Below are 13,060 nucleotides of genomic sequence, written 5' to 3' on the forward strand. Positions count from 1 at the left end.
GCGCTTGGCCTTCACTTACCGCTGGCGTAAGCGGCCAGCAGGCCGTGGAACAGTTGATTGAGGTGCATGGCTCAGGCTCCAAGGGGGGATGGGCCGATCATATTCGGTTGCCGCGACGTTGGCTGGTAGATTGTATTGATCAGTCTGATAGCCTAAAGTTGTATACAATCTGTTGATGCAGATCATAAGAACTCACGCCTGAATGAGGCACCCTTGTCGCAATACGCGTTATTCAACCCTGCCTTGGAGATTCACATGTTCGCCAAACTCGTTGCTGTTTCCCTGCTGACTCTGGCTAGCGGCCAGTTGCTTGCCGCAGAGTGCAAGGTCACTGTCGACTCCACCGACCAGATGTCTTTCAACACCAAAGCGATTGAAATCGACAAGAGCTGCAAGCAGTTCACCGTTGAGCTGACTCACTCTGGCAGCCTGCCGAAAAACGTCATGGGTCATAACTGGGTGCTGACCACCAAGGCCGACATGCCTGGCGTTGCCGCCGACGGCATGGCCGCCGGCATCGACAAAAACTACCTGAAAGAAGATGACATTCGCGTCATTGCCCACACCAAGATCATTGGCGCTGGTGAGAAAGATTCGGTGACCTTCGATGTGTCCAAGTTGGCAGCGGGCACTGAATACGAGTTCTTCTGCTCGTTCCCAGGCCATAACTCCATGATGAAGGGTGCTGTGGTTCTGAAATAAGACCGCGTTATCGTTTATCGGGGGCAAGCCCCCTCCCACATTCGACCGCGTTCTCATGCCGGAACTCGGTCAACTGTGGGAGGGGGCTTGCCCCCGATAGCATTCTGACAATCAACGCAACACTACCTGCCTCACCTCAAGGCGCAAATGGCATCACCCGCTTGTGCTCAGTCTTGCGGTACGTCTCGCAAATAATCCTGAACGCCTCCTCACGCACCGGCTCGCCGTGCAGGAACGCATCGATCTCGGCATAGGTCACGCCATGTGACGCTTCGTCCGGCTTGCCCGGCGACAGGTCTTCCAGGTCGGCGGTCGGCACTTTCTCCACCAACGACTCCGGCGCGCCGAAATGCCGCGCAATCGCCCGCACCTGGTTTTTCACCAGCCCGCTCAGCGGCGCCAGGTCGCAGGCGCCGTCACCGAACTTGGTGAAAAAGCCCATGACCGCTTCCGCCGCATGGTCGGTACCGATCACCAGCCCACCGGCCGCGCCCGCGATGGTGTACTGCGCGACCATGCGCATGCGCGCCTTGGTGTTGCCCAGCACGAAATCGCGGGAGGCTACCGGTTTGCCCTCGAACGCCGCGACTTCATTGGCCAGGGCTTTGACCGCCGGGCCGATGTTGACGGTGTGGCGCTCGTCCGGCTCGATGAAGTCCACCGACGCCTGGGCTTCAAGTTCGTCGAACTGGGTTTCGTAGGGCAGGCGCACGGCGATAAACCGATAGGCCTCGTCGCCGCTGCTGGCGCGCAGTTCCTGCACGGCGCGCTGGGCCAAGAGGCCTGCGGTCAGGGAGTCGACACCGCCACTGATGCCCAGTACCAACGACTTGAGCCCGGAATTGCGCAGGCAGTCCTGGATAAAGGCCACGCGCCTGGCGACTTCTGCCTCAAGGGCGGCCTGGTCTTTGAACGGCGCTTGCACCTTGAGCTGCTGCGCAATCTCACGCTGTACGGCTTGCATGATTCACTCCTTGCTGGATAGGGCAGGTACTTTGAAAACGTGACGCAAATAGGCGACGAAATTGGGGTCGGTGCAGTGGGTCTTGCCCGCTTCATCGGAAATCTTCGCGACGGGCTGGCCATTGCAGGCGGTCATTTTAAGCACGATGCTCATCGGTTCCACCCCTGGAATATCGCAGGTCAGGTTGGTGCCGATGCCAAAGCTCACATTGATGCGACCGCGCAGCGCACGGAAAATCTCCAGGGCCTTGGGCAACGTCAGGCTGTCGGAGAACACCAGGGTCTTGCTCATCGGCTCGATGCCGAGCTTATGGTAATGGGCGATGGCTTTTTCGGCCCACTGCACCGGGTCGCCGGAGTCGTGGCGCAGGCCATCGAACAGCTTGGCGAAGTACAAATCGAAGTCGCCGAGGAACGCGTCGGTGGTGATGCAGTCGGTCAGGGCGATGCCCAGCAGGCCACGGTACTCGCGGACCCAGCAATCGAGGGCGGCGATCTGGCTGTCGATCAGGCGCGGGCCGAGTTGTTGGTGGGCCATGATCCACTCATGGGCCATGGTGCCCAACGGCTTCATATCGAACTCGCGGGCCAGGTGCACGTTGCTGGTGCCGACAAAACGCCCAGGGAAGTCGTGCTTGAGCACGCTGACTACTTCCTCCTGCACCCGGTACGAGAAGCGCCGACGCGTGCCGAAGTCGGCCACTTGCAACTCGGACAGCTCATCGCTGCTGGCGTTGGCGGTCAGCCAGTCGAACTTGCGGTACAGCTGCTCGCGGGCCTGTTCCAGGATCACGGTCTGGTAGCGGTAGCGGTTACGCACTTCGCTGACGATGGCCAGCATCGGCACTTCAAACAGGATCACATGCAGCCACGGCCCGCGCAGGCGGATAAACAGCTCGCCGTTCTCGATACCGGTCTGCACGTAGCGCAGGTTGAAGCGGAACAGCCCGAGAAAACGCAAAAAATCCGGCTTCATGAAGCTGATGCGTTCCAGGAAACCCAGTTGGTCCGGGCTCAGGCTCAGCTCGGCGAGGCGCTCGATCTGGTAGCGAATCTCCGCCAGGTAAGGGCGCAGGTCTTCGCTGTTGCGGCAACGAAACTCCCATTCAACCTCCACGTTCGGGTAGTTGTGCAGCACCGCCTGCATCATGGTCAGCTTGTAGAAGTCGGTGTCGAGCAGGTTCTGCACGATGCGATCGGCAAACACACTCTCGCTCATAACGGGAATCTCCAGACGGGTCGGCGAGGGGCGCCGGCCTTTACGCTCAATTGAGGAAGGGGGCTAGTGGCGCATAGACCTGGGTCGGTTTGCCAGTGATTTTTTTGCCAAGGCCACTGGCGCCATCGGGGGCAAGCCCCTTCCCACATTTTGAAATGCATTCCAACCTGTGGGAGGGGGCTTGCTCCCGATAGCGGTATTTCAGGCACTAAACAACTTGCTCCATCATCCATTTCACAAATTCGCGCACCTTGGGCACCTCCGCCGAATGCTCCGGATAAGCCAGGTAATACGCATCCTGACTCGGCATCGCATGCTGCCAGGGAATCACCAGCTTGCCGTCGGCCAGTTCTTCCTCCACCAGAAACCGCGGCAGCAGCGCCACGCCGCAGCCGACTTGCGCCGCGCGAATGCACATATAGAAGGTGTCAAAGCGCGGCCCGTGATAACTGTGCTCTGTGTGGAAACCCTGGCTGGCGAACCAGTCATGCCAGCCCTGGGGGCGTGAGGCGTTTTGCAGCAGCACCAGCTCGCTCAGTTGGGTGGGGTCGGTGAACGGCGCTGTCGGCAGGCTCTCCGGGGCGCACACAGGGATGAGTTCTTCACTGAACAACTTCAAGCTTTCGGTGCCGGGGCGTGAACCCTGGCCGAAGTAGAACGCCATGTCGGCCTTGCCTTGCAGCAGTTCGTCCGGTTCCTGTTCGTTGCACAGGTCCAAATGAATCTGCGGGTGGCGCAGGCGCCAGCCCTTGAGGCGCGGCACGAGCCAGCGTGCCCCGAAGGTGTAGGGCGTGGACACGCGCAGTACTTCGGTTTCGCCGCCGTAGGAACGCAGATAGTGAGTAGACATCTCCACCTGGGTGAGGATCTTGCGCACTTCCACCAGGTACAGATCGCCCGCCGGGGTCATCTGCAAGCGGCGCCGCACCCGGCGGAACAGCAGGTGTTGCAGCAACTCTTCCAGCTGCGCCACCTGTTTGCTCACCGCGCTTTGCGTGAGGTTCAGTTCCTCGGCGGCGCGGGTAAAGCTCAGGTGGCGGGTGGCGGCTTCGAAACACTGCAGGGCGGTGATCGAAGGCAAATGTCTTTTGTTCAGCACGGCATGCCTCTTTTTATTCTTTGCATGAATAAACGGAATGATATCTCGCCTAATCGTCGTTTGTTGGCAAGTCTTGGGCCAGCTACAAATGAGGCCTGGATCGCCGCGCCGGTTGCGGCGCACATTTTTCTGTTTTTGTTTGAAGGAGTGACCCATGGTTGCCGCATTGCTTGACCGTCTCGGGGTAGACCCGGCGCTGTACCAGGCGGGTACACAACCCGTGCATTCGCCGATCGATGGCAGCCGTATCGGCAGTGTGCACTGGGAAGGCGCCGCCGAGGTGGAGCAGCAGGTCAGTCGCGCCGAGCATGCATTCGACGCCTGGCGCAAAGTGCCGGCCCCGCGTCGCGGTGAGCTGGTGCGTCAGTTGGGCGACATGTTGCGCCAATACAAGGCCGACCTTGGCGAGCTGGTCTCCTGGGAAGCCGGCAAGATCACCCAGGAAGGCCTGGGGGAAGTGCAGGAAATGATCGACATCTGCGACTTCGCCGTCGGCTTGTCACGCCAACTCTACGGCTTGACCATCGCCTCCGAGCGCCCCGGCCACCATATGCGGGAAACCTGGCACCCGCTGGGCGTGGTCGGCGTGATCAGCGCGTTCAATTTCCCGGTTGCCGTGTGGGCGTGGAACACCACGCTGGCGCTGGTGTGCGGCAATGCGGTGATCTGGAAGCCGTCGGAAAAGACCCCGCTCACCGCGCTGGCCTGCCAGGCGCTGTTCGAACGGGTATTGAAGAATTTCAAGGATGCACCGCAGTACCTCAGCCAAGTGATTATCGGCGGTCGCGATGCCGGCGCCGCGCTGGTGGATGACCCGCGTGTGGCGCTGATCAGCGCCACCGGCAGCACCCGCATGGGCCGCGAAGTGGCGCCGAAAGTTGCCGCGCGCTTTGCCCGCAGCATCCTCGAACTGGGCGGCAACAATGCGATGATCCTCAGCCCCAGCGCTGACCTGGATATGGCCGTGCGCGCCATCCTGTTCAGTGCGGTCGGCACCGCCGGCCAGCGGTGCACCACCCTGCGCCGGCTGATCGCCCATGAATCGGTCAAGGCCGACATCGTCACCCGCCTCAAGGCCGCCTACGCCAAGGTGCGCATCGGCCATCCGCTGGAAGGCAACCTGGTCGGTCCGCTGATCGACAAGCACGGCTTCGACAACATGCAGGACGCCCTGGAGCAAGCCCTGAGCGAGGGCGGCAAGGTGTTCGGCGGCAAGCGCCAGCTCGAAGACCAGTTCCCCAACGCCTACTACGTGTCGCCGGCGATTGTGGAAATGCCCGAGCAGAGCGACGTGGTGTGCACCGAGACCTTCGCGCCGATTCTGTATGTGATCGGCTACACCGACTTTGCCGAGGCCCTGCGCCTGAACAACGCGGTGCCACAAGGCTTGTCGTCATGCATCTTCACCACCGATGTGCGCGAAGCCGAGCAGTTCATGTCGGCGGTGGGCAGTGACTGCGGGATTGCCAACGTCAACATCGGCCCGAGTGGCGCGGAAATCGGTGGTGCGTTTGGCGGTGAGAAGGAGACGGGCGGCGGGCGTGAGTCGGGCTCGGATGCGTGGCGCGGGTATATGCGGCGCCAGACCAATACCGTGAACTACTCGCTGGAGTTGCCGCTGGCTCAGGGCATCACCTTCGACTGAAGCCCCCTCAAGTCGAAGTGAGAGCAAAAATGTGGGAGGGGGCTTGCTCCCGATAGCAGTGCTTCAGTCAGCGACTCTGTAGCTGACCCACCGCTATCGGGAGCAAGCCCCCTCCCACATTCGGCCGGATTTTCAATTCTGAAAAGTTGTTTGTTAGGTCTCATCGGAGTCTGGCAATGCCCTTACGCGAAACATGTTTGTGGGAACACCTCACCCCGAGCCGGCCGGATCGCGCCGCGCTCAAAGGCGAAATCAAGGTGGATGTATGCGTGATCGGTGCAGGCATCACTGGTTTGTCGGCGGCCATTCACTTGCTGGAACAGGGTAAAAGCGTCGCGGTGCTGGAGGCTCACCGCACCGGCCATGGCGGTTCGGGGCGCAACGTCGGGCTGGTCAACGCCGGCATGTGGATCCCGCCGGACGAGATCGAAGCCGGTTTCGGCGACGCCGTGGGCAGTCAGCTCAATCGCATGTTGGGCGCCGCGCCGTCGCTGGTATTCGGCCTGATCGACAAATACGCCATCGATTGCCAACTGCGCCGCGAGGGCACCTTGCACATGGCGCACAACGCCCGTGGCGAGGCGGACTTGCGCAGCCGGGAAGCGCAATGGAAGCGCCGGGGTGCGCCGGTCGAGTTGCTGACCGGGCAGGCGTGCGAGCAGGCCACCGGCACCACGAAAATCGCCGCCGCGTTGCTGGACCGACGCGCCGGCACCTTGAACCCGATGGCCTACACCAGCGGCCTGGCGAATGCGGCGGCCGGGTTGGGCGGGCAGTTATTCGATCATTCCCCGGTGACCCAGCTTGAACGCCAGGGCGCAGACTGGCTGGTGCAGACCGCCCAGGGCGCGGTGCGCGCCGCACAGGTGGTGATCGCGTCCAATGCCTACACCGAAGGCGAATGGACCGAGCTGCGCCGCAATTTCTTCCCCGGTTATTACTATCAGGTTGCGTCGGCACCGCTCACCGATGACGCCGCCACACGCATCCTGCCGGGTGGCCAGGGTTCATGGGACACGCGCCAAGTGTTGAGCAGCATCCGCCGTGATGCCGATGGCCGCCTGTTGCTCGGCAGCCTGGGCAATGGCAACCAGAAGCCGGCCTGGTTCCTCAAGGCGTGGGCCGATCGAGTGCAGCAGCACTACTTTCCGTATCTCAAATCGGTGCAGTGGGAATACACCTGGACCGGCTGCATTGCCTTTACACCCGACCATTTGATGCGTTTGTTTGAGCCGGCGCCTGGGCTGGTGGCGGTCACCGGCTATAACGGCCGCGGGGTGACCACCGGCAGCGTGGTCGGTAAAGCGTTTGCCGACTATCTGTGTCACCAGAATCCCCAGGCGCTGCCGATTCCCTTTACACCGATGCAACCCCTGGCGGGCGCATGCCTGCGCAGTTGCCTGTATGAAGCGGGATTCTCGCTGTATCACGCCGGGCAATGCCTGCGGATCGTGATCTGATCCACGAAATAGCGCGCGGAAGCCGGCATTTTCTTAGCCGGCTACCCATCTGTATTGGTGCAAGTCGTAGCAATCGCGCACTGTAAATGTGCAGTTCCGTTACGCAGCTGGTTACAAGTAGTGGAGCTGTCGTTTATCCCTCCGGTTGCAGGTGCCACCGTTCTGGGTTGTACTTTTTTGGTGTGCCGGTTGCACCTGTCGGAGCTAGACGGTTGCACGTCCTGGCGAAAGGACTCGAAACGCCAGCAATAACAATGACACCGTGTCTTTTTGAAGAATAAAAAAGTAATGGCACGCGGCTTGCTCTGAGCTTTCAGTGAAAAGTTTGAACGCAAGTTGTCGTGCCAAAAATCAAAAATATCGGAGCACCACTCATGTCCCAGACGTTTTACAAGAAAGGTTTTCTGGCCCTCGCCGTTGCAGCGGCGCTGGGTGTTTCTACGTTTGTTCAAGCTGATGTGAAAATTGGCGTGGCAGGCCCGATGACGGGTGCCAACGCCGCTTTCGGTGAGCAGTACATGAAGGGTGCCCAGGCGGCAGCCGATGAGGTCAACAAGGCGGGTGGCGTCAACGGCGAGAAAATCGTGCTGGTGGCCGGCGATGACGCCTGCGAGCCGAAACAAGCAGTGGCCGTGGCCAACCGCCTGGCCGACCAGGACAAAGTAATCGGCGTGGTCGGGCACTTCTGCTCCTCCAACACCATCCCGGCCTCCGAGGTGTATGACGAAGCGGGCATCATCGCCATCACCCCCGGCTCCACCAACCCACAGGTGACCGAGCGCGGCCTGGGCGCCATGTTCCGCATGTGCGGGCGTGACGACCAGCAAGGCATCGTCGCCGGCGACTACATTGTCGACGTGCTCAAGGGCAAGAAAGTCGCGGTCATCAACGACAAGGACACCTACGGCAAGGGCCTGGCCGACGCCACCGCTGCCCAGTTGACCAAGCGCGGCGTGAAGCCGGTGCTGGAAGAAGGCCTGACCCGTGGCGAGAAAGATTTCAGCGCCCTGGTCACCAAGATCCGTTCCCTGGGCGCCGACGTTGTGTACTTCGGCGGCTTGCACCCGGAAGCCGGCCCGCTGGTTCGCCAGATTCGTGAAGCTGGCTTGAAAGACGTCAAGTTCATGTCCGACGACGGCATCGTAACCGACGAACTGGTGGCGACCGCCGGTGGTGCGCAGTACGTGGATGGCGTCTACATGACCTTCGGCGCCGACCCGCGCCTGCTGCCGGACAGCAAGGCGGTGGTCGAGCAGTTCCGTAAAAACGGCACCGAGCCCGAAGGCTACACCCTGTACGCCTACGCCTCGATCCAGGCCCTGGCCGCCGGCTTCAACGGCGCCAAGTCGAACAAGGGCGAGGACGCAGCCAAGTGGCTGAAGGCTCACCCGGTTAAAACCGTCATGGGCGAAAAGGCCTGGGATACCAAGGGCGACCTGAAAATCTCCGACTATGTGGTTTACCAGTGGGACAAAGACGGTAAATACCACCAGCTGGAAAAGCAGAAGTAAGGCTCTGCACCACAGTCCCAATGTGGGAGGGGGCTTGCTCCCGATAGCGGTGGATCAGGTTCAAATCTATTGACTGGCACACCGCAATCGGGAGCAAGCCCCCTCCCACAGGAGACCGTGCTGTTATCAAGATCTGTCTTTTCCTCCAGAAGCGCCGCACACCCACCGGTGTGCAGGTGCTCACCGCGTGAGATTGCGTTATGGATGGTATTTTCCTGCAGCAACTGGTCAACGGCCTGACCCTCGGGTCGGTCTATGGCCTGATCGCCATCGGCTACACAATGGTCTATGGCATCATTGGCATGATCAACTTCGCCCACGGCGAGGTTTATATGATTTCCGCTTACCTCGCGGCGATCAGTCTGGCACTGCTGGCTTACTTCGGCATCGAATCCTTCCCGCTGCTCATTCTCGGCACTTTGGTCTTCACCGTCGTCGTCACCGGCGTGTACGGTTGGGTCATCGAACGTGTCGCCTACAAACCGCTGCGCAACTCCACCCGACTGGCTCCGCTGATCAGCGCCATCGGTATCTCACTGATCCTGCAGAACTACGCGCAGATCGCCCAGGGCGCCAAGCAACAAGGCATTCCCACCCTGCTGGCCGGCGCCTGGCGCGTCGATATCGGCACCGGGTTCGTGCAACTCACCTACACCAAAGTGTTCATCCTCGTGGCGGCATTCGCCGGCATGGCGTTGCTTACCTACATCATCAAATACACCAAGCTCGGCCGCATGTGCCGCGCCACCCAGCAAGACCGCAAGATGGCCTCGATTCTGGGCATCAACACCGACCGCGTGATCTCCTACGTATTCGTCATCGGCGCCGCCATGGCCGCCCTGGCCGGCGTGCTGATCACTCTCAATTACGGCACCTTCGACTTCTACGCCGGCTTCATCATCGGCATCAAGGCGTTTACCGCAGCGGTACTCGGCGGCATCGGCTCCCTGCCTGGGGCGATGCTGGGCGGGATCATCCTCGGTATCTCCGAGTCGCTGTTCTCGGGGTTGATCAACTCCGACTACAAAGACGTGTTCAGTTTCTCCCTGCTGGTGGTGATTCTGATTTTCCGTCCCCAGGGCCTGCTTGGTCGCCCACTTGTGGCGAAGGTGTAAACATGTCTGCTGCCAAATCTATCGATATCAAGAAAAGTGTGGTCGATACGGTCCTCGCCGGGCTGATTTCGCTGATCGTGTTCGGCCCGATCGTCGGCGTGGTGCTCGACGGCTACAGCTTCAACCTGGAACCGGCGCGCGTGGCCACGTTGGTCGCCATCGTGATGGCCGGGCGCTTTGCCCTCAGCCTGTTCCTGCAAACCCCCAAGGGCGTGAAGATCCTGCAGGGTTTCGAGAGCAGCGGCTCCGGCGTGCACGTGCGGGCGCCGGACTACAAGTCGCGGCTGCGCTGGATCATTCCGGCGCTGATCGTGATCGCCATCGTGTTTCCGATCTTTGCCAACAAGTACCTGCTGACCGTGGTGATCCTCGGGCTGATCTACGTATTGCTCGGCCTGGGCCTGAACATCGTGGTCGGCCTGGCCGGTCTGCTCGACCTGGGTTATGTGGCGTTCTACGCCATCGGCGCCTACGGCCTGGCGCTGGGTTACCAATACCTCGGCCTGGGTTTCTGGACGGTGCTGCCGCTGGCGGCCATCGCGGCGGCGTTGGCGGGGTGCATACTCGGCTTTCCGGTATTGCGAATGCATGGTGACTACCTGGCCATCGTGACCCTGGGCTTCGGTGAAATCATTCGCCTGGTGCTCAACAACTGGCTGTCGTTCACCGGTGGCCCGAACGGGATGCCGGTGCCTTCGCCGACCTTCCTCGGCCTGGAGTTCGGCAAGCGTGCCAAGGACGGCGGCATCCCGTTCCACGAGTTCTTCGGCATCGATTACAACCCCAATATCAAGTTCATGTTCATCTACATCGTGCTGTTTCTGGTGGTGCTGGCCGTGCTGTACATCAAGCATCGCCTGACCCGCATGCCGGTCGGGCGTGCCTGGGAAGCCCTGCGCGAAGATGAAATCGCCTGTCGCTCCATGGGCCTGAACCACGTACTGGTCAAGCTTTCGGCGTTCACCATCGGTGCCTCCACGGCTGGTTTGGCCGGGGTGTTCTTCGCCAGTTACCAGGGCTTCGTCAACCCGTCGTCGTTTACCTTCTTCGAGTCGGCGTTGATCCTGGCCATCGTGGTCTTGGGCGGCATGGGCTCGACGGTCGGTGTGGTGATCGCGGCGTTCGTGTTGACCGTTGCCCCGGAACTGCTGCGCAGCTTCTCTGAATACCGCGTGCTGCTGTTTGGCGTGTTGATGGTGGTGATGATGATCTGGCGACCGCGCGGCTTGATCCGCATCAGCCGCACCGGTGTGACACCACGTAAAGGAGTGGCGCCATGAGCAAGGAAGTCGTCCTCTCCGTTGAACACCTGATGATGCACTTCGGTGGCATCAAGGCCTTGAGCGATGTAAGCCTCAAGGTGAAGCGCAACTCGATCTTTGCCCTGATCGGCCCCAACGGCGCCGGCAAGACCACCGTGTTCAACTGCCTCACCGGTTTCTACAAGGCCAGTGGCGGCAAGATCGAACTCAACGTGCGTGGCAAGCAGACCAATGTGATCCAGTTATTGGGTGAGCGCTTCCAGGCCACCGATTTCGTCTCGCCCAAAAGCTTTTTCAGCCGGGTGTACTACAAGATGTTCGGCGGCACCCACTTGGTGAACCGCGCGGGCCTGGCGCGGACCTTCCAGAACATTCGCCTGTTCAAGGAAATGTCGGTGCTGGAGAACCTGCTGGTGGCCCAGCACATGTGGGTCAACCGCAACATGCTCGCCGGTATCCTCAACACCAAGGGCTACCGCAAGGCCGAAAGCGATGCCCTCGACCACGCGTTCTACTGGCTGGAAGTGGTCGACCTGGTGGACTGCGCCAACCGCCTCGCCGGCGAGCTTTCCTACGGCCAGCAGCGCCGCCTGGAAATCGCCCGCGCGATGTGCACGCGGCCGCAGATCATCTGCCTGGATGAACCGGCGGCGGGCCTCAACCCCCAGGAGACCGAAGCCCTCAGCGCGATGATTCGCCTGCTGCGCGACGAACACGACCTCACGGTGGTGCTGATCGAACACGACATGGGCATGGTGATGAGTATTTCCGACCACATCGTGGTGCTGGACCACGGCAACGTGATCGCCGAAGGCGGGCCGGACGCGATCCGCAACGACCCGAAAGTGATCGCCGCCTACCTGGGCGCAGACGAAGAGGAACTCGTATGAACGGGCCTATCCTCGAAATGAAGGACCTGGACGTGTTCTACGGCCCGATCCAGGCCCTGAAAAAAGTCTCGCTGTACATCAACGAAGGCGAAACCGTCAGCCTGATCGGCTCCAATGGCGCGGGCAAATCCACGCTGCTGATGTCGATCTTCGGCCAGCCACGGGCCGAGTCGGGGCAGATTCTCTATAACGGCGTGGACATTACCCACAAGTCGTCCCACTACATCGCCTCCAACGGCATCGCGCAGTCGCCGGAAGGGCGGCGGGTATTCCCCGACATGACCGTCGAGGAAAACCTGCTGATGGGCACCATCCCCATTGGCGACAAGTTCGCGCAGGAAGACATGCAACGCATGTTCGAGCTGTTTCCACGGCTCAAGGAGCGGCGTAACCAGCGCGCGATGACCATGTCTGGTGGCGAGCAGCAAATGCTCGCCATCGCCCGCGCGCTGATGAGCCGGCCCAAGCTGTTGCTGCTTGATGAGCCCAGCCTGGGCTTGGCGCCGATCGTGGTGAAGCAGATCTTTTCCACCCTGCGCGAGCTGGCCTCCACCGGGATGACCATCTTCCTGGTGGAGCAGAACGCCAACCACGCCCTGCGCTTGTCGGACCGCGCCTATGTAATGGTCAACGGCGAGATTCGCCTGACCGGTACGGGCAAGGAACTGCTGGTGAATGAAGAAGTGCGCAACGCCTACCTGGGCGGTCACTGACTGCGCGGTACCCTGTGGGAGGGGGCTTGCTCCCGATAGCGGAGTGTCAGTTTCAGATGTGCTGACTGACAAAACGCCATCGGGAGCAAGCCCCCTCCCACATTGTTTTGTGTGATCCACAAGGCCTTCCACCAAATTGTGGAAAACAAATTCAGCTCCCCTCCAAAGCGCGACATATAGCCGCCGCAAATCCCTGTTTTGTCACAGTTTTGACTTGTCCCCATCCGCTGTGGAACCGGCTGTGGGTAAGGTGGGAGTAGCTGGCTGCAGGCCTCTGAAACCGTGGCTTGCAGCGGTGTGGTTAGTATTTGATCAGCCACTTTTTCGCGACCCTTCGAGGGGTTTGTCAACCTGTTTAAAGACACAGGTATATGACCGTTGCATGTCACTCCTGCCTGTGGATAAGTCTGTGACTAAACTCTGGAAAGACTGCCGCAGAGGCCGGAATGACTGGCCTGGAGCCATCGTCTAGATGTTCACC

At 60.7% G+C, this 13,060-nt stretch carries 11 protein-coding genes; 8 read left to right on the top strand and 3 right to left on the bottom strand.

Annotated features, from left to right (window positions below; all coding sequences use genetic code 11):
• Positions 1-255: 255 nt before the first annotated feature.
• Positions 256-702, top strand: a complete 447-nt coding sequence (azu, locus tag C4J86_RS02830) for an azurin (RefSeq protein ID WP_124369401.1) — start codon at positions 256-258, stop codon at positions 700-702.
• A 136-nt stretch (positions 703-838) separates the two neighbouring features.
• On the opposite strand, the gene nadE is transcribed toward azu, so the two are convergent.
• The 3 genes from nadE to C4J86_RS02845 all read right to left on the bottom strand — a co-directional run bounded on the left by nadE (position 839) and on the right by C4J86_RS02845 (position 3,983).
• Complete coding sequence (nadE, locus tag C4J86_RS02835; RefSeq protein WP_124369402.1) at positions 839-1,666, bottom strand: ammonia-dependent NAD(+) synthetase; 828 nt, start codon at positions 1,664-1,666, stop codon at positions 839-841.
• Between the two features lie 3 nt (positions 1,667-1,669).
• Positions 1,670-2,884: a nicotinate phosphoribosyltransferase gene (pncB, locus tag C4J86_RS02840; protein WP_124361042.1), complete on the bottom strand. Its 1,215-nt coding sequence runs from the start codon at positions 2,882-2,884 to the stop codon at positions 1,670-1,672.
• 208 nt (positions 2,885-3,092) lie between these two features.
• Positions 3,093-3,983, bottom strand: coding sequence for a LysR family transcriptional regulator (locus C4J86_RS02845; RefSeq protein WP_124369403.1), 891 nt, complete (start codon positions 3,981-3,983; stop codon positions 3,093-3,095).
• A 154-nt stretch (positions 3,984-4,137) separates the two neighbouring features.
• Between C4J86_RS02845 and C4J86_RS02850 the strand changes: the two genes are divergently transcribed.
• The 7 genes from C4J86_RS02850 to C4J86_RS02880 all read left to right on the top strand — a co-directional run bounded on the left by C4J86_RS02850 (position 4,138) and on the right by C4J86_RS02880 (position 12,579).
• The gene (locus tag C4J86_RS02850; RefSeq protein WP_124369404.1) at positions 4,138-5,628 is read left to right on the top strand and encodes an aldehyde dehydrogenase family protein; all 1,491 of its coding nucleotides are present in this window, start codon (positions 4,138-4,140) and stop codon (positions 5,626-5,628) included.
• A gap of 176 nt (positions 5,629-5,804) precedes the next feature.
• A complete protein-coding gene (locus C4J86_RS02855) occupies positions 5,805-7,088 on the top strand; it encodes an FAD-binding oxidoreductase (protein WP_124369405.1) in 1,284 nt (427 codons plus the stop codon).
• 374 nt (positions 7,089-7,462) lie between these two features.
• Positions 7,463-8,599, top strand: coding sequence for a branched-chain amino acid ABC transporter substrate-binding protein (locus tag C4J86_RS02860; protein WP_124361046.1), 1,137 nt, complete (start codon positions 7,463-7,465; stop codon positions 8,597-8,599).
• Between the two features lie 200 nt (positions 8,600-8,799).
• A complete protein-coding gene (locus C4J86_RS02865; RefSeq protein WP_048727385.1) occupies positions 8,800-9,714 on the top strand; it encodes a branched-chain amino acid ABC transporter permease in 915 nt (304 codons plus the stop codon).
• 2 nt (positions 9,715-9,716) lie between these two features.
• Positions 9,717-10,994, top strand: a complete 1,278-nt coding sequence (gene livM / locus C4J86_RS02870) for a high-affinity branched-chain amino acid ABC transporter permease LivM (protein ID WP_124361047.1) — start codon at positions 9,717-9,719, stop codon at positions 10,992-10,994.
• On the top strand, positions 10,991-11,866 hold the full coding sequence (locus C4J86_RS02875) for an ABC transporter ATP-binding protein (RefSeq protein WP_124361048.1): 876 nt from the start codon (positions 10,991-10,993) through the stop codon (positions 11,864-11,866). Before livM ends, C4J86_RS02875 begins: the two co-directional genes overlap by 4 nt.
• Complete coding sequence (locus C4J86_RS02880; RefSeq protein ID WP_124361049.1) at positions 11,863-12,579, top strand: ABC transporter ATP-binding protein; 717 nt, start codon at positions 11,863-11,865, stop codon at positions 12,577-12,579. Before C4J86_RS02875 ends, C4J86_RS02880 begins: the two co-directional genes overlap by 4 nt.
• Positions 12,580-13,060 lie beyond the last annotated feature (481 nt).

The sequence above is a fragment of the Pseudomonas sp. R2-7-07 genome (assembly GCF_003852355.1).
Classification (GTDB): Bacteria; Pseudomonadota; Gammaproteobacteria; order Pseudomonadales; family Pseudomonadaceae; genus Aquipseudomonas.

Coding starts and splice junctions, on each gene's coding strand:
- azu (WP_124369401.1), top strand. CDS start 256: ATGTTCGCCAAACTCGTTGCTGTTTCCCTGCTGACTCTGGCTAGCGGC.
- nadE (WP_124369402.1), bottom strand. CDS start 1,666: ATGCAAGCCGTACAGCGTGAGATTGCGCAGCAGCTCAAGGTGCAAGCG.
- pncB (WP_124361042.1), bottom strand. CDS start 2,884: ATGAGCGAGAGTGTGTTTGCCGATCGCATCGTGCAGAACCTGCTCGAC.
- C4J86_RS02850 (WP_124369404.1), top strand. CDS start 4,138: ATGGTTGCCGCATTGCTTGACCGTCTCGGGGTAGACCCGGCGCTGTAC.
- C4J86_RS02855 (WP_124369405.1), top strand. CDS start 5,805: ATGCCCTTACGCGAAACATGTTTGTGGGAACACCTCACCCCGAGCCGG.
- C4J86_RS02860 (WP_124361046.1), top strand. CDS start 7,463: ATGTCCCAGACGTTTTACAAGAAAGGTTTTCTGGCCCTCGCCGTTGCA.
- C4J86_RS02865 (WP_048727385.1), top strand. CDS start 8,800: ATGGATGGTATTTTCCTGCAGCAACTGGTCAACGGCCTGACCCTCGGG.
- livM (WP_124361047.1), top strand. CDS start 9,717: ATGTCTGCTGCCAAATCTATCGATATCAAGAAAAGTGTGGTCGATACG.
- C4J86_RS02875 (WP_124361048.1), top strand. CDS start 10,991: ATGAGCAAGGAAGTCGTCCTCTCCGTTGAACACCTGATGATGCACTTC.
- C4J86_RS02880 (WP_124361049.1), top strand. CDS start 11,863: ATGAACGGGCCTATCCTCGAAATGAAGGACCTGGACGTGTTCTACGGC.